This window comes from Sulfuriferula sp., assembly GCF_054605375.1.
The window spans coordinates 1-25,301 of record NZ_JBTSEG010000006.1 but is presented as its reverse complement, the minus strand read 5'-3'; the positions used below and the strand labels follow the sequence as shown (position 1 = coordinate 25,301).

Sequence of the window (25,301 nt, the reverse complement as noted above, 5' to 3'; positions counted from 1 at the left end):
TTGAAGTTCAGTAAAGCTGAGAGGATAAGGAATTAAGCCATGCAAGGCAAAACGGTATTGATTACAGGCGGGGCAAAACGGGTGGGGGCAGCCATCTGCCGGCTACTGCATTGCGAGGGCGCCAATCTGATGGTGCATTATCATACCTCGGTGCAGCAGGCGCGCGCATTGCAAGACGAACTTAATGCCATCCGAGCCGATTCAGTGACGCTGATCCAGGGTGATTTGCTCAAAACCGAAGCTTTTCCCAACATGGTCGCCACTACTGTGGAAACCTACGGCAGCCTCGACGTGCTGATCAACAATGCCTCCAGTTTTTACGCTACTCCTATCGGCGAGATCAACGCAACCAACTGGGATGACCTGATCGGGACCAACCTGAAAGCGCCGCTTTTCCTCTCGCAGGCAGCGGCCAATGAGCTGCGCCGCCGACATGGCTGCATCGTCAACATTGCCGATATCCACGCCGAGCGGCCGATGAAAAGCTACGCGGTATATAGCATCGCCAAGGCCGGTGTGGTCGGGCTCACGCGCTCGCTGGCCCGGGAGTTGGGGCCGGAAGTGCGCGTCAACGCCGTCGCGCCGGGGCCGATTTTATGGCCGGAAGACGATGCCATATTCGACGAACTATCGCGCCAGCGCATCATTTCCCACACCATCCTCAAACAGGCCGGCGAACCGGAGGACATTGCGCGTGCGGTGCGCTATCTGGTGTCCGATGCAGGTTATGTGACCGGGCAGGTGTTGACCGTTGATGGCGGGCGCAGCGTACGATTGTAAGCTTTGGGGGTGCTATGGGGAAAACATGATTTGTAATGCGTGCAGTGCTTCAACAATTTCAACTTCGGCAATGCGCTTCATCAGTCTGGATTTGTCCACGGTGCGAATCTGATCCAGCATGATCTGCCCCGCTTTGCCGCTTAACGTGACATCTACTCTAGTTGGCCATGATTTTTTGCTGCTGGTAATCGGCGCCACGATTACCACCGGCAGACTGCGGTTCATTTCATCCGGCGACAAAATAACGGCGGGACGGCGTTTTTTCACTTCGCTGCTCACCGTCGGATCGAGATTGACCCAATAGACTTCGCCGCGTTTCAACAGCTATCACTTTCGCTAGTGACAAGATCAGCATCCAGCCATGCATGGTCCTCTTCGGTCAGATCACAACCACCTTTGGCAAAGCTCGCTTCCCAGCCGCTGCGCGGTTCTTTAACTGGTTTGAGGATAATGTTATGCCCTCGCGCCTCAATCTCGATACGCTCAGTCATGCCCGTCTGGATGAGCATGGCTTTGGGTAAACGCACACCTTTCGAGTTGCCGATTTTTACCAGTTTCACTTCCATATCGATCACCTAAATGTAATTACTTAGTAAGTATATTTGTTTTGAGGTGATTGTCGACTTAATGAATTGAATCTCGCGCAACCCCTCGCCCAGCATGTTTGGTGCTTGCCGATTAGTTGCTCAGGCCGCCGGTCTCGATCACGCAAAGCGCGCTGTCCAGTATGTCGCAGATGATTCGATAGCCGCCGACGCGGTAGCGCCTGTATGCGCCGAGATGCAGGCTGGTGAGGCCTGTGGTGCGCGGGTCATCGAGCACAGTGAGGCGTTGTCGAAGACAAGCTTGTGATGCGCTTGGCTTCGATCAGGGGTGAGCCGGTGGTTTTCCAGCCATGTTCAGCGGTACCCTTATTTTTAATCAGGCCCGTATACCTTTTCTGTCATCAACTTGTTTCGGCGTGTATTCCGGCACCCATTCGCGCAGTTTCTGTTTCACTTCCGCTTCCGCCACCACGCCATCCTGCATCAGCCAGTCCAGCGCCGCCGTCAACCACTTGGCATCTACACTGCGTGCTTGCGCGATGCGCAGTTTGGGGTGAGGTGTAGGCAAGGTGTGCTCGTCGTCGGCCAGTAATTCTTCAAATAATTTCTCGCCAGGGCGCAGGCCGGAATAAACGATCTTGATATCCTGCTCGGTGTATCCAGACAGCCGGATCATGTCGCGTGCAAGGTCGGTTATTTTGACCGGCTCGCCCATGTCGAGCACAAAAATCTCGCCACCTGTGCCCATCAATCCGGCCTGCATTACCAGTTGGCAGGCTTCCGGGATGGACATGAAATAACGTGTGATGTCTGGATGGGTGACGGTAATCGGCCCGCCTTTGGCAATCTGTTCCTGGAACTTCGGGATCACGCTGCCTGAGCTGCCCAGCACGTTGCCGAAGCGTACCGCGATAAAGCGCGTACCCGTAGTTTGCTGCAGGCTCTGGCATACCATTTCCGCGCTGCGTTTACTGGTGCCCATCACGTTGGTCGGGTTGACCGCCTTGTCGGTGGAAATCAGCACGAATTTGGCGACACCGTGCGCTTGGGCGGCACTGGCCAGGGTATAGGTGCCGAGCATATTGTTTTGCAGCGCCTGCCAGGCATTCTGCTGTTCCATCAGTGGCACATGTTTGTAGGCGGCGGCGTGGAATACCACAGTGGGGCGATGACGCCGCATCAGATCGTCGAGTACGGCACGGTTTTTAACATCACCAATGATGCAGAGGATAGGTATGCCGGGGAAACGATTGCTGAATTCCTGTTCGATTTGATATAGGGCAAATTCACTCAGCTCGAACAGGATCAATAACTGAGGTTGATAGCGCGCAATTTGCCGTGCCAATTCTGAACCGATCGAACCGCCTGCGCCGCTCACCATAACGACTTGATCCCACAGCAGGCTATGCAGGCCGGCATCATCAAGCTGTACGGGATCGCGTCCAAGCAAATCGTCCAGCTCGATCTTGCGCAAGCTGGAGACGGTCACCTTGCCACTCACCAGGTCTTCAAAGGCGGGTACGGTCAGTGCCGATACACCGGCGTCATTACACAGCTGTGCAGCGTGGCGGCGCACAGAATGCGGAGCAGAGGGCATGGCAATCACTGCGTGCTTTACACCCAACTTGCTGGCTTGGTCAGACAGGCTGTCCAGTGTGCCCAGTACCGCTATGCCGTGGATATCGCGTCCCAGCTTGGTGGCCGTGTTGTCGAGCAATCCGACTACGCGCCATTCCTTGCTCTGTGCGAGTTCGCGTACCAGCGATGCTGCTGCACTGCCGGCGCCTATGATCAGCAGGGGATTGCGTTCGGCTTGCAGCGGACTGGAAAAGCGATGCTCTTTCCAGGCGCGGTAAAGCAGGCGGCTGCCTCCCATCAACAGCACCAGCAGCAAGGGGTCGAGCAGCAATACCGAGCGCGGCACCACGGCATGGGTGCGGAACATCAGCAGCCCGAGCGGCACCAGCAATGCAGCTACGCCCACTGCCGTCAGAATGCGGCGCAGATCCGGCAGGCTGGCAAAGCGCCAGATGCCGCGGTACAGGCCAAAAAACCAGAATGCCAGCGCCTGCAACGGTACCACCCACACCAGGGTTTCCAGCGCCGCCATCCAGAATGCGGGGGGAATGGCGAGGTTGAAGCGCAGCCAGTAGGCGATGAGCCATGCGGCTGCGGCCGCACCAAGATCATGCAGGACCGCAAGTGCGATTCGCGAATTAAAGCGGGGCAGGGATATCATTGGGATTATGTGAAAATTCATGCCAGTGTTTATCTATACGCCACATGAGCGTGGCCAGGATTGCGTCCCATAGTGCCACCATCGCGATGGTTGTTGAAGCGGACATGGATATGCCGAGCAATGCGACACTGCCGCTGCCAGCCATGACGGCATATTCGGCCAGTGCGGTTTTGCGGTGGCTCCAACCCATGCGGATCAGGCGCTGGTAATAATGCTCCTTGTGTGCGTGCCATACCTTTTCGCCGCGCATGCCACGGCGCGCCAGGGTGACACTGGCATCCAGCACAAATGGCGCAAAAACCAGCAGGGGAAACCAGCCTGGCCAGCTTCCGCGTACCGTACCCAATAGCCCAAGTCCGGCGGCCAGAAATCCCAGCGGAATGGATCCGGCATCACCCATGAACACCTTTGCGGGCGGAAAATTAAATAATAGAAACCCTATTGCCGCGAGAGCAATCACCGTGCTGGCCAGGGCCAGATCGGTTTGCCCGTGCAGCAGCGCGGCCAGTGCGTAACTACCGAAACCAAACAGCGTCATGCCGCCTGCCAACCCGTCCGAACCGTCCATGAAGTTATACAGATTGGTCATCCAGACGACGATAATGATCGCCAGAGGCCACATCCAGACGTTCCAGTTTATGCCCAGTGTAGTCACTAGCCATGTCGCGGCTGCGGTGTGGGCGAGAAAACGCACGCTGCTTGGCAGGTTGTGGCGGTCATCCGCAAATGATAATGCGGCGAGCAGTCCGGCACTGATCGATAATGGAATGGGTAAATTGACCCCGGCCGCGAACCAGCCGGTCGCAACGCCGGCAATCATGCCCAATCCGCCAGTGCGCGGAATGGGTAGCGTATGCAGCGAACGTAAATTGGGATGATCCAGCGCCAGATCGGCGGCACGCCCTCTCGAAAACAGCCACACGGCCAGCGCGCTGACTGGCAAAGCCAATAACGCAAAATAGAAGTCGGATAAATTAGGCAATGAGGTGTCCGGTATTTTTACGAATGCTGTTTCTGTTACATGTAGGACAGAACTGCGCCAATGGGGCTTGATTCTAACCCATGCATGTCTGTGGCGTCAGTTGAGTTATCTGATGCTATCCAGCCAAGCATGCGCCATTTGGGCTAATCCATCATCCAGCGTGCACGGTGGCAACCAGCCCAGCTCGCGCCGAATCCGGCTGTCGTCCACGATCAGTGAACTGGTCAGGCGCTGCGCGTCAGCACGTCGCCCAACCAATCCCGCTAAATGCTCCAGCAGCGATGAGGGTAGCGCAAACAGCCGTGCCGGCTTGTCCAGATGGTGCCCCAATCGGCGTACCAGCTCTGGCGTAGAAATATCCTCGCCATCACGTACCAGATAAGTCCGTCCAGCGGCTGCGGGGTGGGTGAGGCAAGCGTGCAGTGCGCTGGTGAAATTATCTATGCCGATCAGGCTGCGAGTGTTGCGGATTCCGGCCAGCGGCAGTGGAATACCGCGTTCCACCCAGCTCAACAAACGCGCCAGATTGCCTTTCACACCAGGTCCATAAACCAGCGGCGGCCGCACGATCACTACTTCCAGGCCGGTTTCCTTCGATATTTGAGACAGCATTTGTTCTGCTTCCCGCTTGGTCTGGCCATAAGGGTCGTGCGGAGCAGGCGTATCGCCCTCATTAAAGCCGGTGGCGGTTTCCTCGCCGTTTACCTTGATGCTGCTGACAAAAACCAGCCGTTTCACTCCAGCTGCCGCGGCCTGACGGGCAAGCTGTCCCGTACCTGCCACATTGGTGGCTCTGAAGGCCATCAGCGGATCATCTGCCGTCTCGCGCATCACATGCACGCGCGCGGCGCAGTGGATGATACCTTCCACACCTGAGAGCGCCGTACGCCAGTCTGTGTCTGCATTCAGGTCGCCCACGATGCGGTAGTCTACATTCGGCAAGCGGCGAGCGGGTAATTTACGTACCGTGCCGACGGTATCGAGGCCTTGGGCCATGAGCCAGCTACACATCGCATTGCCGATGAAACCAGAGGCGCCGGTTGTTAATACCTTCATTGTGTTAATTCCCGATAAACCGCCAGGGTTTCCGCGATGACCTGCTCGCGGGAGAATTCTGCCAGAACAATCTCGCGCGAACGCAAGCCCATTTCGGCGCGCAGCACCGGATTGTCGATCAAGCTGCGCAGCGCGATGGCGAGTGCTTGCGCATCGCGCACCGGCACCAGAAAGCCGTTGTCGCCGTCACGCACGATTTCCCGGCAGCCGGGGGCGTCTGTGGTGACAATCGGCAGACCGCACGCCGCCGCCTCCAGCAGCGATTTGGGCAAACCCTCGCGATAGGACGGCAGGCAGGCGATATGTGCTGGTGGAACATGGCTGGCATATTGTCGCGTTGCCCCCACCATTCCACGCCATTTTTTCCACGCCATGCGTGCAAGCTTGCCTCCGGCACCTAGGCCGGGTTGCCGGAATCGGGGTCGCCCACCAGCACGAAGCGCGTGTTGATCCCCGCTTGCGCCAACAGGCGTGCGGCTTCGACGAATTCGCTCACGCCTTAAGACCAAATTCCATCCGCCCGGCCAGGTGGGTGAGGTCGTCGCCCAGGGTAGTGTATGCGTTTCCAGATCACTCAGGTGAAGGTGAACATGCCGAATGTGGAAACTATCAAGGCTGCCGCTACAGGCTGTGCAAAGCAGGATAAGTGGCAGTGGGATCAATCCAGTTTCATCCGGTGCGCTCTGATGAATTGCGGCACTCGAGAGAGCACCTTAGTCAGGATGAACCAGGGTGGTACGTTCAAACCGTTGGCGCGGCAAGATGTATAGGCCTCGATGTTGCCACGTACCATGTTGCGAATACTGTTATTGCTCATTCCGCCCATCCTCATGCGCACCCAGACTTCCGGCACATAGCGAGCTTGAACTCCATTAATGCCCATGAAGCGGAGCGCGAGATCGAAATCCGCCTGCAGGCGGTAACGCAGGTCGAACCCACCGAGCTTTTTGTACACGGATTTGCGCACAAAAAAGGTCGGATGGGCGGGCATCCAACCTTTTTCGAATAACCCTGACGTGTAATCCCGTGATACCCAGTGACGTACCACGCGGCTGGTCTGCTCACGATCCACGTAAACCAGATCGGCATAGCAGGCGTCTATGGCAGGGTCGGCCATGGTCGCGGCAACCTTGGTCAGCACATCCTGGTGCATATAAATGTCGTCTGCGTTGAGGAAGCCAACCACTTCGCCGGATGCGAACGCCAATCCCTTGTTCATAGCGTCGTACACTCCCCGATCTGGTTCGGAAAGCACGTGGGCAATGGTGTCGGCGTAACGCTCTACAATCTTGAGCGTGTTGTCCGTGGATGCTCCATCAATTACGATGTGTTCGATATCCTGATGGCGCTGTGCAGCGACGGATTCCAGCGTGTCGGTAATGGTGTCGGCGGCGTTATATGCCGCAGTGATAATGCTGATTTTCATTAGGGGATTTTACAGCGTTAATCGATACTGCCTAAATTCGGGAGCGTCGCGTAGCCCTCCCCAGCAAAGATTCTCCGCTTCCATTGCAATAGACGACCAATAAAATCGTCGCGAAGCGGTAGGTATGGAACCGGAATGTCATTTTTTCTCAATACGTTAATGCTGGTTAGCAACCGGTGCTTATACGCGTCATACAACACGCATGCAGCATTTCCTACCTGATAACCGGAGTAAAGCAGTAACTTGCCCGGCGCAATTAAGCGTAGGCCGTGAAAATGATAGAACACCGGCGCCACGCACCCGTCTCCCAAATGCTCGTAATAATGGACATTCCAGGGTGCCAGCGTTTTATCCTTCTGTTGCAGAATGTGTACCTCGTGCCCGAATAACGTTGGCCATTGGTCGAGATATTTCTGGTCGCCGAACTTGCCGCCTTCGACTCGAGCGTAGCACCATTCCAGGCAACGCGCCTGCCACCAGTGCATGACTTTTTCGGCCTCTTGAGTTCGACGAAAGGTCATGAACTGTACACAAAATCGCCCGCTCCGGCGGGTCTTGTCATAGCGTGGGTCGTAGGCATGTTCGGTAATTAGCACGTGCTTTCCGGAGCGATCGAATTCCTCGAAAAACGGTTCCGGCGAAGCAAAAAAGTACAGGTCTGCGTCCAGATAAGTCACGCGGTCTACGCTGGCATCACGATCAAAAACGAATTGCGGGGTAAAGGGTGTGAGCGTCCAGCAATATTCACCGCGGCTGCGTGTGGGTTTGACCGCAAGCAGCCGGTCATCTTCTACCTCGCGCAGCGAAATCAGGCTGACATGCGGCAGCACCAACTGATGCAAATGGCGCTCCGCCAACTCATCCATGCACAAAATCCACAGGTGAAAAGGTTGGTCAAGTTCAAGCAATGACTGGTACAGACACAGCCCCATCGGCAGAAAGTTGTTGTCGAACAGGGTAACAAAGTGTTCAACCGGTAAAGTTTGACTATTCGAAAGCATTGATCGCACTAATCACCAGAGCCACGTCCGCATCACTCATCTGCGGGTGACAGGGAATGGACAGGCACTGTGCGGCGTGGCGTTCGGCAACACTCAAACCGTGTGGATCACGACGCATTTCTTTGCAGGGCGGCTGAAAATGCACCGGCACCGGATAATGCGCCAGCGTTTCCACGCCCTGTGCCTTGAGGTGTTGCGCCAATCGGTCACGCTGCTCACACAGCACAACAAACAGATGGTAAACATGGCTTTGGGCTTGGGCTGGCGTAGCCATCAGTTGCACTGACGGGTTGCTAATGCCTGCGTGATAAGTTGCTGCAATCTGGCGGCGGCGGTCGGTAAAGCCTTCCAGCCATTCCAACCGCACCAGCAATAGCGCTGCCTGCAACTCATCAAGGCGGCTATTGAGTCCGAGTTCCGGGTGATGGTAGCGCACGCTCTGGCCGTAATTGCGCAACACGGCAGCGCGTTGCGTGAGCGTCGCATCATCGCTCACCAAAGCCCCGCCATCGCCCAGTGCACCCAGATTTTTGGTAGGGTAAAAGCTGTACGCACCAAAACGTCCGAAACTGCCGCCTGCCTTCCCGTTCCACTGCGCCAGATGAGATTGCGCACAATCTTCCAGCAAGGCGATGCCATGCCGGTCGCACAACGCCGCCCAGCGCTCCATTTCGCGCATCTGCCCGTACAGATGTACCAGCAATATGGCTTTGGTACGCGGGCCAATGCAACGCTCCACGCTCGCTGGATCAAGCAATGCCGTGTGCGCTTCGATATCGGCCAGCACTGGCGTTGCGCCGGCACGCAGGATTGCCAGCACAGTGGCAAACGCCGTCATCGGCGTAGTGATGACCTCATCCCCTTCTCCGATGCCAAGCGCACGCAAGCCGATCTCAATGGCGTCCATCCCATTGCCAACGCCAACACCATTTGCGACACCGCAACGCCCGGCCCAGGCAGCTTCGAATGCCTTCACCTCGTTACCAAGCACATACCAACCTGAGCGCAGTACCCTATCCAGAGCTGTCAACTCCGCAGCCCGCAGGCTCTCCGGTTCGGCTTTGAAGTCATTCATCAAAATCATGCTGCGTTCCAATATGCTTGATGAAATTTTTGATAATAGGAAAGACAGCTTACCAATCCTTGCCTAATATCCGTCTTGGGCTCCCAACCCAAAGTCGTTTGAAATTTATCGTAGTTGCTATAGTAATCGCCAATATCAATGATCTTGCGCTCCGGCGGAAAAGGCACAATTTCATAACTTGATCCAGGAAATAATTCACAAAACATCTGCGCCAATTGCTTTAGATTCACTACCTCTTTGCTACCCAGGTTGAATACTTGTCCATCTGCCCTTGCATCAAGTGCAGCCATCAAGAGTGCGTCCACAACATCGTCTACATAATTGAAGTCGCGCAATTGTAAACCATCGCCAAACACCAGGATGGGTTTGCCCTCGATAACATTTCTGATCCAGATACCCAAGAAAGTCTGTCTGGCATCCTTTACCCGCATACCGGGGCCATACGTATTCGTCAACCGCAAGGCGCAAGCTCGAATGCCATACACATTGTTGTACAGCAAGTGATACCATTCCCCAGCCAATTTGTTAATGCCATTCACATCCACTGGCCTGATCGGGTGTACCTCATCGACTGGCAGGTATTCCGGCTTGCCATATAGTTGGCGCGTGCTGGCGAACACGATTTTTATTTTTTGATTGTGTTGTCGGCACGCTTCCAGAATGGATAATTGCGCAGCCGCATTGATATCAAGATCCGCTTGCGGATTGGTCATCGAATCCAGATGGCTGGTTTGTCCTGCAAGATTAAAAAGGTAATCCTTGTTCTGAACAAGATAAGCCATCGAGAAAGCATCACGAACATCACTGATATTCAGCGTCACCTGATCCTTAATATCTTCGATATTATGTAGATTTCCCCCGTAGATTGGAATCAAACTATCTACCAGGGTAACTTTTGCACCCAGCATCACCAGGCGTCGAGCCAGATTGGAGCCGATGAATCCGACTCCGCCTGTGATCAACACTTCTTTGCCTCGCATATCTTGATAATCAATCATTTGCAATCTTTCTGGCTAATACCACTTGGTCTAAATACAAATCGGGATTATCAGGCAGCACCTTATACAAAAGCACACCAAGAATATTAAACGGCGCCATCACGGTTGCACAAATCAGCAGGTTGACGACTGACCATCGCGTCCATAGCACCTTAAACAAATACGCATTGACCAGCTGAAACAGCACCCGCACATCGGCATTGATTTTATGCTGTTCCAATACCCCAAACCCATTTTTCGCCAACAAACTTTTAAGGCCGAATGACGAGTATCGAGCGTAGTCCCATGGTTGTTCATGCTCATCCCAAACGAAGGGGACAGTCAACAACAGCAGCCCTCCCGGTTTTAACACACGATGAATTTCTCCTAAAAACAGGTCTGGGGTGAACACATGCTCCAATACCTGATTGCAGACCACCCCATCAAAGTCGTGGTCTGCAAACGGAAAGGAATTTCCGTTATAGAAAAAGTCTGCCTGCTTGTTTGTCCGATTTTCTGGGGTGTCTATTTCAAGACCAACGTATTCATCCGTCAAAAACATTTCCCGATAGGGCTTACGGCCACATCCGACATCCAGTAACCGCCCATTTAAGTGCAGTGCCATCTGTCCAATTGCTTTGCTTAATCCGCTACGCGAATGGTAGAACGGATTAAGCCAAAGCCCTAGAAAATCCGGGGCGTATTGTTGTTTCATTACATATTGCTTTGTTACCCGGACCACTCTGGCCCACACTTTGCGGACTATTCGCATAGGCAATAACGGCCGTGTTCGTTTGTGAAAATTTATTATTGCCTGTTTAACAGAAATGCTTTCGTCTACTGAAATTTTTTCAATAGAAATTGGGTGGTTCGTAAGTTTGCTAGAAAAGTCACTCGTTACTGAACAATGAATACCACTCCCATCCAGTCCGATGTTATGCACCAAACTACGCCCAGGATAAAGTGTTAGTTTGTCTTTCAAGAAGGCACTGGCATACCAGCGAATCGCCCAAGAGTTATTCTTTCCCAGGATTTGGTCTTGGAGCATTTTGGTGTAAGGATAGCTTCCATCAAGATCAAAGAGGCGAGTCAGTTTTCGGCGTTTCAACTCATCAAGTAAACTTTGCCCATCAGACTCAAACAGGTCCCAACCACGCTTCCACGTTGCCCAACCCCAACAATCCGCTCCTTTCAAGAAGAACGTCTCCGGCAATGTCTGTTCCAATGGATAAATATACCCATGAATGCTTATTACTTGTTCATCATCCTGATATTTCCGCAATCCTTCGTTCATGAATTTTAGAAAATATGGGGATATTACGAGATCGTCTTCCAACACAATTACCCGATCGTGTTGCTTGCATACTTGTGAAACCCCATCAATAATTGAACGGGCCAGCCCAAAATTATTTTCACGCTCAATGATTGACAAGGATTTAAACCCGGAAATTTCGCGAAGAAGCGACCTGACTTCTGCAACTGCCCGGCTAGCAGCAGAATTCCTTGGGGCATCTGAAAATATATACAGTGGTGTTTTTGTTGCCTCGACGTTGGCCTGCAATGCCTTAATGGCTTGGCGGGTATGCCATGGCCGGTTGTAAACGAATAATGCAACGGGCGCACAATTCACTTCATCACCCCTGAGAGAAAACTATTGACGTGCATTTATATGCTTCGAGGAAAAGCTTCATTCGCAACAAAAAAATAAGTGTTAAAAGTCTTGGCCAGAGCTCGATAGTTATGCCGATACAATATCTGTGCAGTGTGATGCGTCTCCAGATTCTGGATATCAGTATTCAGCAGCTCCACCAGAACCACGCGAGGGCGGTAAAGATTCCAGTCGTTGGAAGAAATAATTTCGTGGTCAAAACCTTCCGCGTCGATGGTCATAAAATCAATTTTCGTACCACTCGGCAAATGTTCATCAAGAATCCGCTTCAGCGTCACGACCGGGATTTGGAGTGTGTTGATAATATGATACTGAGGGCTGATTTTCTTTTCTGCTTCTTGTTCAGAGAAAGTATTCAAAGCGGGTTCATTGAAGGCAAAATATTTCAGCACACCCTCATGAGAACCAACACCACACTCTATGGTTATATCCCTGCGTCTCATGCGGTCGAAAAGTCTTTTTGTACCGGGTAATGCATCAACATTGATACCGCGCCAACCGCGCCGATAAAAATAATAAGTATTGGAGTACCGCGTTGGATGGTGTGCACCAATATCAACAAAGAACCCCGTCATTATCTTTAGTTCTCCAAGGATTCGTGCAAGCACCAAATCCTCACCTTCCTGCGAGTAAGAAAGGCGGCCTAATGGAATGTAGTTCCGTAACCAATTTCCCAGGCGGCTTACCCATTCAGGCCGATTGATCATGCAGGCACCATCATCGGCTCAATGACCAGCTTGTCTTTTTTGATGTGCCAAACCTCATCCACAACCTGGATGACGTGGTTATCGTGCGTTATGAAAAGCAAAATTTTATCGTGAAATAACGTGCGTAAATGCTGCAAAACCAAATCCCGAGTGAGGCTATCTAATGCACTTGTTGCCTCATCGAGAATCAGCACATCTGGTTGCCTCACGATCGCGCGCGCCAGACCGATACGTTGTCGTTGGCCTCCGGAAAGATTCGCTCCCTGATAATCCAGACGCGTTTCCAAGCCGTCCGGCAGGGTGCTTATGAATTCGCTCAAACCTGCGGCCTCGACAGCAATCTGCAATTCGGTATCCTTAGGTGTAAGCCCAAATGCGATGTTCTCACGCACACTACCGCTGAATATCCGTGTCTGTTGTTCGACCAGCACCACTTTACGGCGTAAAGAAGCCAAGTCGATTTGGTCATAATGCAAATTACCGATTTGCAGTTTACCTGACATGGGGGTCAATAGCCCTAGCAAAACATCTGAAAGGGTGGATTTTCCTGAACCGGATCTGCCCACAAGTGCATAGCTGCGTCCAGCTTCCAGTTGTACGGAAATGCCAGTTAAAACTGGATGTCCTGACGCATACCCGCAAGACAAATTAGACATGTTTATGTTACGGACAGAAGATATTACCTCACCAACCAAGGGTGGTTGACCACTTGAGGAAGGCTCCCCGATGATGTCCTCCAAATCGAAGGCTGCACGAATATCGATTGCAACCCGGCCGCCCGAGGATACGGCTGTTCCGAGAAAGGAAAGCACACGGATCAACATAGTCGTGACGGTGAAGAAATATATGGCGGAAAAATCTTGAAATAATCCCACGGATGGAAATAAAACAACCAATCCAAACGCAATCAATATCAGCCCGGGCAGCGAGCGCGACCCATGATTGAACACATCCAAAAGAAACAACACACGCCCATAGCGATTGATAAAGTTGCGGTAGCGCTGGGCGACGAATTTCTCCCCAGCCATCGAGCGTATGGAACGGATGCCATTGAATGCCTCGATGAAAGTCGTGTTCGCTTCGCGCGACAATAGTGCGGACTCATTACTCCAGGAAAAGACCCGTTTCATGGCCAACCCGATGCCCAATCCGGACAGTAAAATAAACAACAGGGTCAACTTGAATACCAGGGGAGAAAAAATCAGCAGAACGACCAGCCCAACGGTAGCAGCGATTAATGCAGACAACGTCTGTGCAAGATGAAAGAATACTTGACCAACCCGCACGGCCTCATCTCCGGCAAGTGCCGTGTAATGCCCCACGGTACGGCGGTATATCTCCGCCAGCGGCTCGTGCATCACAACACGAGAAAATATCCCCCCACTGAGATGGGCAAGAATACGTTTCGATACCCAGGTATTCAAGGCGATCTGGGCAAATGCCACCGCAATTCGCACTCCCAGCAGCAACAAGAACAACCACAACCAAGTGCGCGGCTCATCGGGCAACCCCATGTGTGCCGCGATGGTATGCCAGATATCGATTACCGTTGAGGATGTATCGCTAATATTTTTCCCATTGCCGCGGGCGAGCGGCAACATTACGCTCAATGCAGCATATTCAAAAATCACCCCAAGCGCCGCAACTGCCACAGCGAGTCTGGCGGAGGGGAAGTGTCTGAATACATATGACGCAAAACGCGGCAAATAAGCGGCCACCTTGAGCAGCCCATAGGGTTTCATTCGGTTTAACATGCCTCAGCCGTTGGGATAATCAAACCACATGTATTGTTTCCAACGTAATAGTTGCGACATCCCTGTAATCCGCAATGCACGCCTGAACCAGTACCAGAACGCACTTCGCCCTTGCCAGAAATGCCGTCCGGCACGATGCCAGGCAACGATGCTGCGTTTTATCTCGCTTGCAACGGTTTCATCGAATATGCCAGCTTCTTCAGCCCGCTCCACCATGAAATAGGCCTCACTAAAGAAACGATACCCGCAAAGGGCTACAGCGAGTTTGCGAATAGATGCCGTATCTCCGGCCGCCACAAGCGCCCTCCAGTCACGTACATACACCACATCGGCCTCCCAAATACGGGCCGAGAGTGACGGGCTGTTTTCGTATACATCGAATATCTCTCGTTGATACCAATCGCTGTCCCCGCCTTTAGATCGGTAACTGCGAGCCACGCTCACATCCAGCAGACGCATCCCCTCAGCCGAAAACATCTCATCGATTTGTCCCCAAGTCGGGCCACCCTGATATGGGCCGATATTATTGGTCACGCCACTGCTGATATTCACCTCGACCTCAGCCAGCAGAAGATGTTTGCGCCTGGCATCGCCCAACCCCCGAAGAACCTCTAGCTCGGCTCCTTGAACATCTAATTTAATGATGTCCACATTCGCTACTTTCTCCTCATTCAACACGCCCTCCAGGCAACGCGTTTGAATCCGGGTTTCACGGATGGGATAAATGTAACTATTGTCCGGGCCTGCAAACTCGCTGGCTGGATTTACCGGATACAGTGAACTGCCGGTGGGACAGTTAAGCATGTACAAGGTACGCTCTCCGCCAGCCTCGGATAACCCAATAGGGAGCACATGGAACAGATTCGAATGCGCCGATGCTGAAAACGACGCTTTCAGTTTTTCATAACTTTCTTGATGCGGCTCAAAAAGATAAAACTCCACAATCCCCGCATAAGAACGCCAATGAGGCTGCAAGCCTCCGGCAGACCCTACATCCACACCAACCATTCGTTCCGCGCCAAGGATGGCATTCTTAACGGGAAGCAAAGCGGTTTCTTTCGCTTTTCTGCGTTGTTCGACAAAACGACGAATCATTCGATATCCTTTATCCTCAAATAAATCGGTCACACATATCCCATCACAAACTTGCGCACATATTTCTTCGCCAGCGCGACCTGATCCTTTAGCAAAGTCTCTTTGGATAAATGTGATTTGATGCGCTCCTGATTTTGATTCCGATAGATCACCTGTAGTGCCATTCGCTCACCCGATTTAACGAGACTGCCGCGATGCAACAGGTGCGGGCCATCAAACACTAAAGCCTGTCCCCCTTGGCTCAGGTAGGGCATCTCCAGCTTTGCCAAATTATCGGCTAGCCCCGTCCCTGCAAGCACATCGTCACCAAAATGACTTGACCCTTGAAACGGCTTTGGCAATTCCATAAAAATACGGCGCAATTCGGCATGCCTAGCTAAAGGCCGGTAATGTGCCTTACGCACGAATTTTGCGTAGCGATCTCCCACCACCCGATCCAGGGCCTTGTGCATGCGGATCTGGCACTCTGATATTTCCCTGCGATTACTTCCGGGAATTGCCCGGGTCGGACCATTTTCCTCATTTACTGGCGTCACGTAAATCATGGATTTCGGTAAACAATCGCCCTCGTCAAAATGCAGGTACTGCATCGGACTATCCGTGAGCCCAACATCCGCATAAAGACTCTGATACCAATCCTGTTCCGGACACGAATACTCCAGACCGGCTCCCAGCATAGTCATTCGATTCCGCTTGAGCTCACTCAATACATCAAGAATCCCCGCTTCTTTTGACGCATGTTTGATGGCTTTCCACAACGGTGAATTGAAGGCCACATTCGTCACTGCCCGATTGAACCGATCCGAAATGGCTCTTTGACGCAGTTCTGGCCGATGTGCCAGTGCCAATTGTCGAATATCAGCATAATCATCTGGCGGTAGATCGGTGATATACATTCCTTGCTCCTGCATCAACGCAAGCTGCTTCGATTTTTCGGATGAAAGTGTCTGCCCCGGATATTCTCGCTCTGAAAAGATTCTGCGCGCATATTCATGGCTCAAGTCGGTGATAGCCCACTTGGCCGTAGAATGTAGCCATTCCTCAGCGAGGATGGAGATGTCTTGTTCCTTGGCATGGCGCAAAATTTGTTCCATACGTTTTTGTGCGTGCGCCAAAGCATCCTCCGCATCTTTATCGGACGGTGAAGTCAACGCACAAAATTTCGCATGTTGCTCATCGATCTCTTGAATTTGTTGCAAGACGAAATCTTCGTCATAGCGCAAATTACTCTGATACGGCGCGTACGCCGGATGAGCGGAATAATCGATTTCTGGATGACGCATGATCCCTCCAATAAGTTCGACAATCAGGCAAAAGCCTGACCGGCAATAAAAGGGCACAGACCGAGGATCGCTAAGTAAAATCGGGCAGATGCCATCACACACCCTTCACCCATAGGCAGCCGCATCATCTCCCAGCCAACCGGCTAATGCTTTGTTCATAGCCCGGAAGTGTAGCAATTTTACTCAGCATTCCGGCCAGATCGTGCTGCCCGTTATTTTCTTCACAAGCCTTGCGAAATCCCATTGCAGCATCTCTAAGTACCTTCATTTCCTCACTTAGGTTCAGGCTGTGCATATGGTAGAAAATCAAGCTCTCACGGTGCATGGGCGCTTTATCCATCCAAAAGTGCCAGGAGTTCTGTAATAGATCGGCATATTCATCCCGACTATGTGCTGTTCTACAAAAACCAAAGCTGATATGCGGATGATGCGCACAGGCAATGGTCGGCACACCAAGGTACGCCATTTCGTGAGCGACCGTGCCATAGACCGTTACCGCACAGGACATCCCCGCCTCGGCCAACTGCTTGTTTGTGACGCCGGATGAAATCATCGACAGCCCTGGATAGCGTTGCTTTAAGGCATCCAGCACCTTGTCACTCAGGCTGATTTGATTCGGGTGCGGTTTCACAAAGAAGCGAATATTCGCACTATTCAGCGTTTCAATCGTGAAGCACACCCATTCCCAGAAATCAGGGAATACCATTTCCCGATAAACATGTGGGCTATCGTAAAAGTCATGCAGAAAAAGGCCCGTCATACCCCGTACGTCTGGCACCGGTTCACCCGATTCTGCATAGGCGGATTTTTTCATATAGGCGGTTGCACTATCCACTCCACCGGTCACGCGCGTGGACAAGGCCGTTTCTGCCAAAGCCAATCTTTCATCCTGACAATTCAGCGTTAAAAACTCTTTTGCGTAACCATCGGGGTTTTTGGTATGTACCCAGTCTTCAAGAGTTAGCTCTTTTGTGAACTCCTGATAATTGCCAAACGAAAATACCCGTACGCCATATTGCAGAGCCACCCTTACCGGAATGCCATGCTGAATATAGGTGCTGTAAGAAGTCAGATAGAGCTTTGGTCTGACGCGCGAGAAATAAGCTTTTGCTCGTCGAACATCCCGATGTGCTTGCCAAAGTAATGCCAGTAAATAAATATCTTTCAGATCAACCGTGGGGGCAGGCTTAAAGCGAAGGAAACTGTCATTGATCAAGTCTCCCGCAGTGATTCCATCTATCTTCATACCGACTAGTGGTTCTTTGTCAGACAAACTTCGCCAGCATTTCCATGCACGGCAAATATCAATCAAGTCCCCGATTGGGCGAAGTGCGGTACTGCGATAACCGACACCATCACAAAAAGACTTGTATAAACGTATCCACTTGAAGCTATGCAATGGGTTGATAAACAAGCGTGAAGCCATAAAAGCGAACAGGGATTTCGCCTCTCCCACGCGCAAGCTTCTCAACACATACTGTTCGACCCGGACAGCATTTTTCTCGCGCAACGAAGACGCGATCTGGCCAAACAGGCCGAAGCAATACAAATCCTCGACACACTGCACCAATACAACTTCTTTGGGCGACACGGCACTCCGCCGCATGCCCTTGAAGTGTGTGTAAAGGGAGCTTTGTTGCGGATTGGACAACCATCCCTTCAATCGTTTAATCATCAGGATCAGCCGATCAAGTCCCATGACATGGCTGTACCCATCTTCACGTCCTTTACAAGACGCCGACCAAGCAATGCAGGAAGATATTTGGGAGGCAATCCATAACCCGGACGAATCGCTCTCAGGTTCTCCTTTGTCAGCGTCTCGCCGACTTTCAAGTCCTTCACAACATACAGAGAGCGGCGAAACACCAGGGATTTCTTTTCTTTTTCAGTTGGCCCATAGCTCACGTGCCCAAGTGCCTGCCAAGCCCGTTCGGTTTCCGCTACCAGTTGCGCTATCTCGGCCGGCTCCATGGAAAAAGCCGAGTCCACTCCGCCATCGGCACGGTTGAGGGTGAAGTGCTTTTCGATGACAGTTGCACCCAGTGCTACGCTGGCCACAGATACGCCCAAGCCCATGGTATGGTCGGACAGCCCCACTTCGCAGTCGAACAATTCGCGCAGATGTGGAATGGTCAGGATGTTGGTGTTCTCGGCCGTGGCTGGGTAGGTGCTGGTGCACTTGAGCAGGATCAAGTCCTTGCAACCTGCATCCCGCGCGGCGCGAACGGTTTCATCCAGTTCGGCGACTGTGGCCATGCCGGTTGAAATAATGAGCGGTTTTCCGGTAGCCGCCACGCGGCGAATCAGCGGCAGGTCGGTGTTTTCAAACGAGGCAATCTTGTAGCACGGCACGTCCAGGTTTTCGAGAAAATCTACAGCCGTGTCATCGAAAGGTGTGCTGAAAGCGATGATACCCAGTTCACGTGCCCGGTCGAAGATGGGCTTGTGCCATTCCCACGGCGTGTAGGCTTCACCATAGAGCTTGTAGAGCGACGTGCCCGCCCACAGGCTGTTGGGATCGCTGATATGAAATTCTCGCTCATCCAGATCAAGCGTCATCGTATCGGGTGTATATGTCTGTATCTTCAGGGCGTGCGCGCCGGTCTTCGCCGCAGCCTCGACGATCTCCAAAGCGCGCTCTAGCGATTGGTTATGGTTGCCGGACATCTCGGCGATGATAAATGGGGCGTGCTCAGAACCTATAATACGGTCGGCAATACGGAATGATTTGCTCATAAACGATGAACTTTCTTGGTGTACAGAGTAGCGTGCGTTTGATATCCCGCAGTATGAAAAAGACGCTGCGAAGGTTCGTTGTTGCCGAGGACTTCTGCTTTGATAAAAAGCACATCGGCACGATATTTAGTCAGCCATTGTTCCGCCGCCAATAACAACTCCGAGCCAAAACCTTGTGCCTGACGACCCGGCACCAGGTATATCGAAACTTCGGCCTCGTCAGCACGTACATCGAAGCGCACTACCCCAATTGCTTCGCCTTGACACTCCCCGATCAGCAGCAAACTGTCGGGGCTAGACAGTATTGCACCAAGCCATGCCTGATGATCAGGTTTCTCAATTGGATTGGTGTTGCGAGATACCGCTCTAATTGAGGGATGATTCCGCCAAAGAAACAAATTTTCTGAGTCTGCCTGCGTCGCTTCACGGATTACAATCGAACCACACCCAATCGCTCGTAATACACGGTAGACTCCGCGACCGTCTACGGCATCCAAACCTCTGCGAGACACTAACTGCAAAAGGGCGGGGTTGTCCAAAAATGCTTTGAGATGCAACTCCACAGATGATGTGGTGCCAGACCGCGATAGCGGCGCATACAAAAATCCTTGTATCGCGGCATCCTCAACCAGGCGTCGCTGATTCTCGGCCACAACAAAAACCAATGCAGGAACCCCCAAACAACACCGCTCCCAGGTTACTGCGCCACCCGCCCCAATAGCCAAGTCTGTGGCCACCATCAGTTCGGCCATCCGCGCGGTCTGCACATGCAAGTTAAAGCCATGCTTGACACAGGCGCCCTCGATTTCCTCACGAGAAGGGTGCTGTACGCCGATCACCACATCAACACGCAGATCAGGAATGTTGATATTTGCCACTGCCTCTATGGCGCGGCCAGTGTAATTGTCGGCATCCACACCACCAAAAAAAACAAGCACTCGTTTGGCTGGCCCGCTACGCGGCTTGACTTGTTCACGCAGTTGGCGAAACTCGTCTCGCAGTAGGGCATAGCGCGGACCTAGTAATAACTTGCTGTGCGAGGGCACCTTATCGATGTAGCGGGTATCCATATCGGCGTAGAAGTTTTGATCCAGCAGCGCATCGCAGTCATGCTGGCGATCAGCAATATCGTCGATGGCCAGGATATTTTTGGCCGTTTGGCGAAGCTCTGACTCCCAACGGAAATCCAACGCATAGTGGTCAACGACCAGCCAGTCCCAAGTATGATCAGACAGGGCCTGAGCCGTGTCTTGCGCGTCGGCGTGCTGACTGGTGCCGAGCCAGTGGGCGTGAGAGAGACCATCAGAAATCGCATCGCTTGGGCTGCTATCGAGCAACATGAACTCATGGCCGTTGACAACCAACATGTCCCGCAAATGCTCGGGCATGTGACGGCTGACAAAACGAATCTGTACCCCGCGCTGTTTCAATGCATCCGCCAAGGTCAGGCAGCGCATGAAATGCCCGGTACCGATTTGGCTGGATGCATCTACTCGGAATGCGATGTTTTGCGCAGCCATTCTTAAATCTTTGTGCCCATAATGATTGGCGCAAGAATCTCCGCACGCTCCCAGTCTTCCTGAGTATCAATATCCTGTACGCGCCAGCGTGGCATCACAACCGGAATGGAGTGTCGGTCAAAAATGCGTTTCCCCTCTATCCAAGCTGTTGGTCGGCCCCAGTAAAATTGCCCGGCATCGTGTAGTGCTGTTGGTAAGTCCTGCGAGCGTGTTGAGAAATGTTCCGGAAAGAACATTTCTACCCCACCGTCAGCAGCCTGTTTGAATGCGCGAAAAATCGGGGTGGCAAACTCAGTCACACTGAACGCGTAGGCCCAATCACCAGACTCGAGCGCTTTTCTCCCCCGTTTGAGATCCTCCACTTGCACAAAAGGCGCGGTAGCGTAAATGCAGCAGACCGCATCCACATCGTAACCTTGGTCTGAAGCCCACCGCGTTGCATGGGCAATGACTTCGGTAGTCCCCGTATAGTCATCAGACAGCTCTGCGGGGCGCATGAAAGGCACATTGGCGCCCCACTGCGTGGCCACTTCTGCAATTTCCGCATCATCAGTCGATACGATGATGTGGTTGAACAGGCCCGATGTTTTGGCTGCCTCAATCGACCAGGCAATCATGGGTTTGCCGCAGAAATTCTTGATATTTTTGCGTGGGATACGTTTGCTGCCACCCCGGGCGGGAATGATGGCGATATTCATTTTGAGGTTGTCTTGTAAATCGTTGTGATGACTTCTTTTTGTTGTACATCAGTTAACCCAGGGTACATCGGTAAGCTGAGCGCCTCGGCGTAATACTTCTCCGCCTCATGGCAATGTATTGCCTTGAAGCCCATTTGTTCGTAGTAGGGCTGGCGATACACAGGGATGTAATGCAAGTTCACTCCGATACCCGCCGCCCGTAGTGCCTCGAATACCTTTCGGTGTGTCGTACCAATTTCACCGAGCTTCAACCGAATTACATACAGATGCAGACCGGAGTAGCTGTCCGGATGTTGCCAGGGGATAACTACTGGCGAATCGGCTAAAAGTGCGTCATATTGCTTGGCGATGGCGTGACGCCTGATCACAAACTCATCCAACCGCTGCATCTGGCTCAAGCCCAATGCCGCTTGCATATCGGTCATGCGATAGTTAAAACCGAGGTCGATCTGCTGGTAGTACCAGGGGCCATCCGGCGCATGCGTCATCTCAGTTGTATCGCGAGTAATGCCATGGCTGCGTAAGCGTTGCATGCACTTGGCCAGTTGCGCGTCATTGGTCATCGCCATCCCGCCTTCGCCGGTGGTGATGATCTTGACCGGATGAAAGCTGAACACGGTGATGTCGCTATAGCAGCAATTGCCGATGGGCTCATCCTTGTATCGGCCACCTATTGCGTGCGATGCATCCTCGATGATCTTGAAACCGTAGCGTTGGCTCAGGGCGTGGATTTCGGCCATGTCGCAGGGTTGGCCACACAGGTGTACCGGAATGACCACCTTGGGCAGGGTGCCGGACTTTTCCGCCTGTGTCAGTTTTGCTGTCAGGTATTCCACACTGAGGTTGTAAGTGCGTGGATCGATGTCTACAAAATCGACCTGCGCGCCGCAATATAGCGCGCAGTTGGCGCTGGCCACGAAGGTGATGGGGCTGGTCCATACCCAGTCGCCTGGACCCACACCCAGCGCCAGGCAGGCAATATGCAAGGCGCTGGTTGCGCTGTTGACCGCTATCGCATGCTGCGCACCACAATAGGCTGCTACCGCATTCTCAAAACCAGGGACAGCAGGACCCTGGGTGAGGAAATCCGAGCGCAGAACATCCACGACAGCCTGGATGTCGGCTTCAGAAATATCTTGACGTCCGTATGGAATCATTGTGTTCAGATGTTGCCGATTTTATTCCGGTTCTGCTCAATCCAGGCACGTAGGGTATCAATGTTCATCCAATCGGGATTATTGTCTGAACAATAGGTAAAATCTTCAGCGACTTTTTTCCCGTCATTGATGCGCGTGAGGTCCGTACTCCAGTTGTGAATTGCCGGCAGAATTTTAAAATGCTCGGCATATTCGTAGGTATGTGGTGCGTCCTCAGGCCCGATCATCTGTTCGTGGAGTTTTTCACCCGGGCGAATACCGACGATTTCATGGCGGGCATCGGATGCGGCGGCCCTGGCAATGTCGGTCACTTTCATGGAGGGTATCTTCTTGACGTAAATTTCCCCACCAACCATGTCTTCGAAGGCATGCCATACGAGGTCTACGCCCTGCTCCAGGGTAATCATGAAACGGGTCATGCGATCATCGGTAATCGGTAAAATGCCCTTGTCGGCGATGGAGAGGAAGAATGGGATTACCGAACCGCGTGAGCCCATTACATTGCCGTAACGAACCACACCAAAGCGCGTTTCGTGAGCACCTGCGTAGGCATTGCCCGCTACGAACAGTTTGTCGGAGGCGAGTTTTGTCGCGCCGTAAAGGTTGGCCGGGCTGCTCGCCTTGTCGGTCGAAAGTGCGACAACGCGTTTAACCTTTCGGTCTATGCATGCGTCGATCAGGTTCATCGCACCCAGTATGTTGGTCTTCACGCATTCAAAGGGGTTGTATTCGGCTGTTGGTACGATCTTGGTAGCTGCAGCGTGAACCACATAATCAATGCCGTCGAGTGCGCGTGAAAGACGATCCTTGTCACGCACATCACCAATGAAAAATCGCACACGATCATCACCGTTGTAAAGCTTGGCCATTTCCCATTGTTTCATCTCGTCGCGGGAGAAGATGACAAGCCGGCGCGGGTTATATTTGGCCAGGGTCATCGGCACGAATGTGTGGCCAAAAGACCCGGTACCGCCGGTGATAAGTATGGATGAGTTATTGAGCATGTAATGATTTCCTTGCAGAGACGATCTGCACTGCCTGTTGGCAAATAATTGTTCGGCTGGTCGCGTTCTGCATGCGCCATTTAATATGGTTTTTCATCCACAGTAATTAATGTGATTTTTTGATCAACTATGATTTTTTATCAGTAGTGTCCGGTTAAAACGCGAATAGATTCATCTGGTTGCAGTCGTTGCCCTGTTCGGATTTGTAGTTGCTACCCGGAAACGCTTGCTGGATGGGCATCTTCTCGAAAAGGGTGAGGGAAAAAATCTGTAGCAAAGTGTAGAGCGAGGCGTTCAGATTGAGGCGCTTTTTGACGATGGCGACGAGGATATAGACCGACACGGCGATCCAGATTTGCGACTTCACCGCATTCTCGGTAGTGCCGTAAAACTTTTTGATACGCAGATGCTGCTTGATCCACTTGAAGAACAGTTCCACCTGCCAGCGTGCCTTGTAGAGCGCGCAGATGGTGGCTGCCGGCAACGCGAAGTTGTTGGTGAGGAACAAGAGTGTCTTGCCGGTCTCGGCGTCCTTGTAACGGATGCGGCGCAGATGTTCGGGATAGCCCTTGCGGCTGGTGGCGCCGGTCAGCGCGACGGTCTGATCGCAGATGATGCCCGTGCTGCGATCTACCGGAGCCGAATAAATGCGCTTGAGCCGGGTGTTCGACTTGGCACGAGTAACGAAGAAGGCTTGTGCTTGATGCAACACGTAAAGCCGGGCGAAGTCCAGATAGCCCCGATCCATGACGTAGATCGCCCCTGCCTCCAACATCAGCACATCGAGCACATTGACATCGCCCAGCTTGCCGTCGGAGATGTGGATGAAGCTGGGAATGTTGCCGCGCAAATCCAGCAGCGTGTGCATCTTCACCGCAGACTTCGTGGTGCGAAACAGCGCCCACGGAAAGAGCGACAGGCACAGATCGATAGTCGTCGAATCCAGCGCGTAAACCGTATTCTCCAACTCGATGCCAAAGCTGTCGCCCGCATAAAGCTTGCGTGCTTGCCCGATCAGGCGCTGGGCAAATTCGGCGTGAATACGCCAGTCGCGCGCCTCGTTGGCATCGGCTAGCGTCGAGCGTTTGATCTCCTGCCGCAAGCCCATATGGTAGAGCTTGGCCGACTGTGCCGAAAGGCAGACTTCGATGTCGCGCAGACTCTCGCGGTACGTCAGTTGCGCGAAGGCCATCACGCGGAATTGATCGGCGCATGTCATGGACTTTACGTAGCGATCACCGTCGTGGCGATCGACGATGCGATGGAAGGTCTTCCAGGGGAGGAAGTCCATGAGTTGAGCGAACAGCGTCTTGCCGATGTTCATGGCAGCCTCCGGAAGAAAAACCGGAAGACTGCCAGAACCACCTTTCGCCGTTCAAATCGGAGACACCCTTCATTGCTTTAAATCCCGCGTCAATCATGGCTCTCAGCGATTTACCCCTTCATTTAACCGGACACTACTGATTTTTTATACCATCTTTATGTATGGGATTAGGGATAAGGTTGAGCTCACTCATCGGTTTGTCATAAGGGTCGGACATTGCTACCAGCATCCCCGCCATAGACATCAAGTAGTACCAAAGCCCAT

23 protein-coding genes are annotated in these 25,301 nt (G+C 52.6%); 1 reads left to right on the top strand and 22 read right to left on the bottom strand.

All coding sequences use genetic code 11. The features are described 5' to 3' along the window. The first annotated feature begins 39 nt into the window (after positions 1 to 39). Entirely contained in the window at positions 40 to 780 is a 741-nt protein-coding gene (locus ACYCZJ_RS05300) for a pteridine reductase (protein WP_461553178.1), read from the top strand. Positions 781 to 792: 12 nt separating this feature from the next. Here the strand turns inward: ACYCZJ_RS05300 and ACYCZJ_RS05295 are convergent, their stop codons facing one another. From ACYCZJ_RS05295 to ACYCZJ_RS05190, 22 genes are all read right to left on the bottom strand, one after another. Further along, positions 793 to 1,101, bottom strand: coding sequence for a type II toxin-antitoxin system PemK/MazF family toxin (locus tag ACYCZJ_RS05295; protein ID WP_461553177.1), 309 nt, complete (start codon positions 1,099 to 1,101; stop codon positions 793 to 795). Further along, a complete protein-coding gene (locus ACYCZJ_RS05290) occupies positions 1,098 to 1,346 on the bottom strand; it encodes an AbrB/MazE/SpoVT family DNA-binding domain-containing protein (protein WP_461553176.1) in 249 nt (82 codons plus the stop codon). The genes ACYCZJ_RS05295 and ACYCZJ_RS05290 overlap by 4 nt, the downstream gene beginning before the upstream one ends. Before the next feature lie 355 nt (positions 1,347 to 1,701). Next, positions 1,702 to 3,564: a polysaccharide biosynthesis protein gene (locus ACYCZJ_RS05285; RefSeq protein ID WP_461553175.1), complete on the bottom strand. Its 1,863-nt coding sequence runs from the start codon at positions 3,562 to 3,564 to the stop codon at positions 1,702 to 1,704. Further along, a complete protein-coding gene (locus tag ACYCZJ_RS05280; RefSeq protein WP_461553174.1) occupies positions 3,542 to 4,546 on the bottom strand; it encodes an MraY family glycosyltransferase in 1,005 nt (334 codons plus the stop codon). The genes ACYCZJ_RS05285 and ACYCZJ_RS05280 overlap by 23 nt, the downstream gene beginning before the upstream one ends. Positions 4,547 to 4,651: 105 nt before the next feature. Continuing rightward, entirely contained in the window at positions 4,652 to 5,602 is a 951-nt protein-coding gene (locus ACYCZJ_RS05275; protein WP_461553173.1) for a UDP-glucose 4-epimerase family protein, read from the bottom strand. Then, positions 5,599 to 5,976, bottom strand: coding sequence for a glycosyltransferase (locus tag ACYCZJ_RS05270; protein ID WP_461553172.1), 378 nt, complete (start codon positions 5,974 to 5,976; stop codon positions 5,599 to 5,601). The genes ACYCZJ_RS05275 and ACYCZJ_RS05270 overlap by 4 nt, the downstream gene beginning before the upstream one ends. Positions 5,977 to 6,260: 284 nt before the next feature. Beyond that, positions 6,261 to 7,028, bottom strand: a complete 768-nt coding sequence (locus ACYCZJ_RS05265) for a glycosyltransferase family 2 protein (protein WP_461553171.1) — start codon at positions 7,026 to 7,028, stop codon at positions 6,261 to 6,263. Between the two features lie 17 nt (positions 7,029 to 7,045). After that, the gene (locus tag ACYCZJ_RS05260; protein WP_461553170.1) at positions 7,046 to 8,029 is read right to left on the bottom strand and encodes a glycosyl transferase; all 984 of its coding nucleotides are present in this window, start codon (positions 8,027 to 8,029) and stop codon (positions 7,046 to 7,048) included. Further along, on the bottom strand, positions 8,016 to 9,104 hold the full coding sequence (locus ACYCZJ_RS05255) for a DegT/DnrJ/EryC1/StrS family aminotransferase (RefSeq protein ID WP_461553169.1): 1,089 nt from the start codon (positions 9,102 to 9,104) through the stop codon (positions 8,016 to 8,018). Before ACYCZJ_RS05255 ends, ACYCZJ_RS05260 begins: the two co-directional genes overlap by 14 nt. A 5-nt stretch (positions 9,105 to 9,109) precedes the next feature. Further along, complete coding sequence (locus tag ACYCZJ_RS05250) at positions 9,110 to 10,111, bottom strand: NAD-dependent epimerase/dehydratase family protein (RefSeq protein WP_461553168.1); 1,002 nt, start codon at positions 10,109 to 10,111, stop codon at positions 9,110 to 9,112. Continuing rightward, positions 10,104 to 11,720, bottom strand: coding sequence for a methyltransferase domain-containing protein (locus ACYCZJ_RS05245; protein WP_461553167.1), 1,617 nt, complete (start codon positions 11,718 to 11,720; stop codon positions 10,104 to 10,106). The genes ACYCZJ_RS05250 and ACYCZJ_RS05245 overlap by 8 nt, the downstream gene beginning before the upstream one ends. 35 nt (positions 11,721 to 11,755) lie before the next feature. Continuing rightward, the gene (locus ACYCZJ_RS05240; protein ID WP_461553166.1) at positions 11,756 to 12,466 is read right to left on the bottom strand and encodes an FkbM family methyltransferase; all 711 of its coding nucleotides are present in this window, start codon (positions 12,464 to 12,466) and stop codon (positions 11,756 to 11,758) included. Continuing rightward, positions 12,463 to 14,220 carry an ATP-binding cassette domain-containing protein gene (locus tag ACYCZJ_RS05235; protein ID WP_461553165.1) on the bottom strand — a complete coding sequence of 586 codons (1,758 nt, stop codon included), beginning with the start codon at positions 14,218 to 14,220 and terminating at the stop codon, positions 12,463 to 12,465. Before ACYCZJ_RS05235 ends, ACYCZJ_RS05240 begins: the two co-directional genes overlap by 4 nt. Positions 14,221 to 14,223: 3 nt before the next feature. Further along, positions 14,224 to 15,348 (bottom strand): FkbM family methyltransferase, encoded by a 1,125-nt coding sequence (locus ACYCZJ_RS05230; RefSeq protein WP_461553164.1) that lies wholly within the window; start codon positions 15,346 to 15,348, stop codon positions 14,224 to 14,226. Further along, the gene (locus tag ACYCZJ_RS05225) at positions 15,345 to 16,598 is read right to left on the bottom strand and encodes a phytanoyl-CoA dioxygenase family protein (protein ID WP_461553163.1); all 1,254 of its coding nucleotides are present in this window, start codon (positions 16,596 to 16,598) and stop codon (positions 15,345 to 15,347) included. Before ACYCZJ_RS05225 ends, ACYCZJ_RS05230 begins: the two co-directional genes overlap by 4 nt. Before the next feature lie 124 nt (positions 16,599 to 16,722). Next, positions 16,723 to 18,273, bottom strand: a complete 1,551-nt coding sequence (locus ACYCZJ_RS05220; RefSeq protein ID WP_461553162.1) for a hypothetical protein — start codon at positions 18,271 to 18,273, stop codon at positions 16,723 to 16,725. Between the two features lie 5 nt (positions 18,274 to 18,278). Further along, positions 18,279 to 19,334, bottom strand: a complete 1,056-nt coding sequence (gene pseI, locus ACYCZJ_RS05215) for a pseudaminic acid synthase (protein ID WP_461553161.1) — start codon at positions 19,332 to 19,334, stop codon at positions 18,279 to 18,281. Next, positions 19,331 to 20,854 (bottom strand): UDP-2,4-diacetamido-2,4,6-trideoxy-beta-L-altropyranose hydrolase, encoded by a 1,524-nt coding sequence (pseG, locus tag ACYCZJ_RS05210; protein ID WP_461553160.1) that lies wholly within the window; start codon positions 20,852 to 20,854, stop codon positions 19,331 to 19,333. The genes pseI and pseG overlap by 4 nt, the downstream gene beginning before the upstream one ends. A 2-nt stretch (positions 20,855 to 20,856) precedes the next feature. After that, on the bottom strand, positions 20,857 to 21,552 hold the full coding sequence (gene pseF / locus ACYCZJ_RS05205) for a pseudaminic acid cytidylyltransferase (RefSeq protein ID WP_461553159.1): 696 nt from the start codon (positions 21,550 to 21,552) through the stop codon (positions 20,857 to 20,859). Beyond that, on the bottom strand, positions 21,549 to 22,709 hold the full coding sequence (gene pseC, locus ACYCZJ_RS05200; protein ID WP_461553158.1) for a UDP-4-amino-4,6-dideoxy-N-acetyl-beta-L-altrosamine transaminase: 1,161 nt from the start codon (positions 22,707 to 22,709) through the stop codon (positions 21,549 to 21,551). Before pseC ends, pseF begins: the two co-directional genes overlap by 4 nt. Positions 22,710 to 22,714: 5 nt before the next feature. Beyond that, a complete protein-coding gene (pseB, locus tag ACYCZJ_RS05195; RefSeq protein WP_461553157.1) occupies positions 22,715 to 23,713 on the bottom strand; it encodes a UDP-N-acetylglucosamine 4,6-dehydratase (inverting) in 999 nt (332 codons plus the stop codon). A 154-nt stretch (positions 23,714 to 23,867) separates the two neighbouring features. Beyond that, positions 23,868 to 25,037 (bottom strand): IS4 family transposase, encoded by a 1,170-nt coding sequence (locus ACYCZJ_RS05190; protein ID WP_461553156.1) that lies wholly within the window; start codon positions 25,035 to 25,037, stop codon positions 23,868 to 23,870. Positions 25,038 to 25,301: the final 264 nt, after the last annotated feature.

What these genes read in the sequence shown, in the direction of transcription:
- ACYCZJ_RS05300 (WP_461553178.1), top strand. Translation starts at nt 40, where the DNA reads ATGCAAGGCAAAACGGTATTGATTACAGGCGGGGCAAAACGGGTGGGG.
- ACYCZJ_RS05290 (WP_461553176.1), bottom strand. Translation starts at nt 1,346, where the DNA reads ATGGAAGTGAAACTGGTAAAAATCGGCAACTCGAAAGGTGTGCGTTTA.
- ACYCZJ_RS05285 (WP_461553175.1), bottom strand. Translation starts at nt 3,564, where the DNA reads ATGATATCCCTGCCCCGCTTTAATTCGCGAATCGCACTTGCGGTCCTG.
- ACYCZJ_RS05275 (WP_461553173.1), bottom strand. Translation starts at nt 5,602, where the DNA reads ATGAAGGTATTAACAACCGGCGCCTCTGGTTTCATCGGCAATGCGATG.
- ACYCZJ_RS05270 (WP_461553172.1), bottom strand. Translation starts at nt 5,976, where the DNA reads ATGGCGTGGAAAAAATGGCGTGGAATGGTGGGGGCAACGCGACAATAT.
- ACYCZJ_RS05265 (WP_461553171.1), bottom strand. Translation starts at nt 7,028, where the DNA reads ATGAAAATCAGCATTATCACTGCGGCATATAACGCCGCCGACACCATT.
- ACYCZJ_RS05260 (WP_461553170.1), bottom strand. Translation starts at nt 8,029, where the DNA reads ATGCTTTCGAATAGTCAAACTTTACCGGTTGAACACTTTGTTACCCTG.
- ACYCZJ_RS05255 (WP_461553169.1), bottom strand. Translation starts at nt 9,104, where the DNA reads ATGAATGACTTCAAAGCCGAACCGGAGAGCCTGCGGGCTGCGGAGTTG.
- ACYCZJ_RS05250 (WP_461553168.1), bottom strand. Translation starts at nt 10,111, where the DNA reads ATGATTGATTATCAAGATATGCGAGGCAAAGAAGTGTTGATCACAGGC.
- ACYCZJ_RS05240 (WP_461553166.1), bottom strand. Translation starts at nt 12,466, where the DNA reads ATGATCAATCGGCCTGAATGGGTAAGCCGCCTGGGAAATTGGTTACGG.
- ACYCZJ_RS05235 (WP_461553165.1), bottom strand. Translation starts at nt 14,220, where the DNA reads ATGTTAAACCGAATGAAACCCTATGGGCTGCTCAAGGTGGCCGCTTAT.
- ACYCZJ_RS05225 (WP_461553163.1), bottom strand. Translation starts at nt 16,598, where the DNA reads ATGCGTCATCCAGAAATCGATTATTCCGCTCATCCGGCGTACGCGCCG.
- ACYCZJ_RS05220 (WP_461553162.1), bottom strand. Translation starts at nt 18,273, where the DNA reads ATGATTAAACGATTGAAGGGATGGTTGTCCAATCCGCAACAAAGCTCC.
- pseI (WP_461553161.1), bottom strand. Translation starts at nt 19,334, where the DNA reads ATGAGCAAATCATTCCGTATTGCCGACCGTATTATAGGTTCTGAGCAC.
- pseG (WP_461553160.1), bottom strand. Translation starts at nt 20,854, where the DNA reads ATGGCTGCGCAAAACATCGCATTCCGAGTAGATGCATCCAGCCAAATC.
- pseF (WP_461553159.1), bottom strand. Translation starts at nt 21,552, where the DNA reads ATGAATATCGCCATCATTCCCGCCCGGGGTGGCAGCAAACGTATCCCA.
- pseC (WP_461553158.1), bottom strand. Translation starts at nt 22,709, where the DNA reads ATGATTCCATACGGACGTCAAGATATTTCTGAAGCCGACATCCAGGCT.
- pseB (WP_461553157.1), bottom strand. Translation starts at nt 23,713, where the DNA reads ATGCTCAATAACTCATCCATACTTATCACCGGCGGTACCGGGTCTTTT.
- ACYCZJ_RS05190 (WP_461553156.1), bottom strand. Translation starts at nt 25,037, where the DNA reads ATGAACATCGGCAAGACGCTGTTCGCTCAACTCATGGACTTCCTCCCC.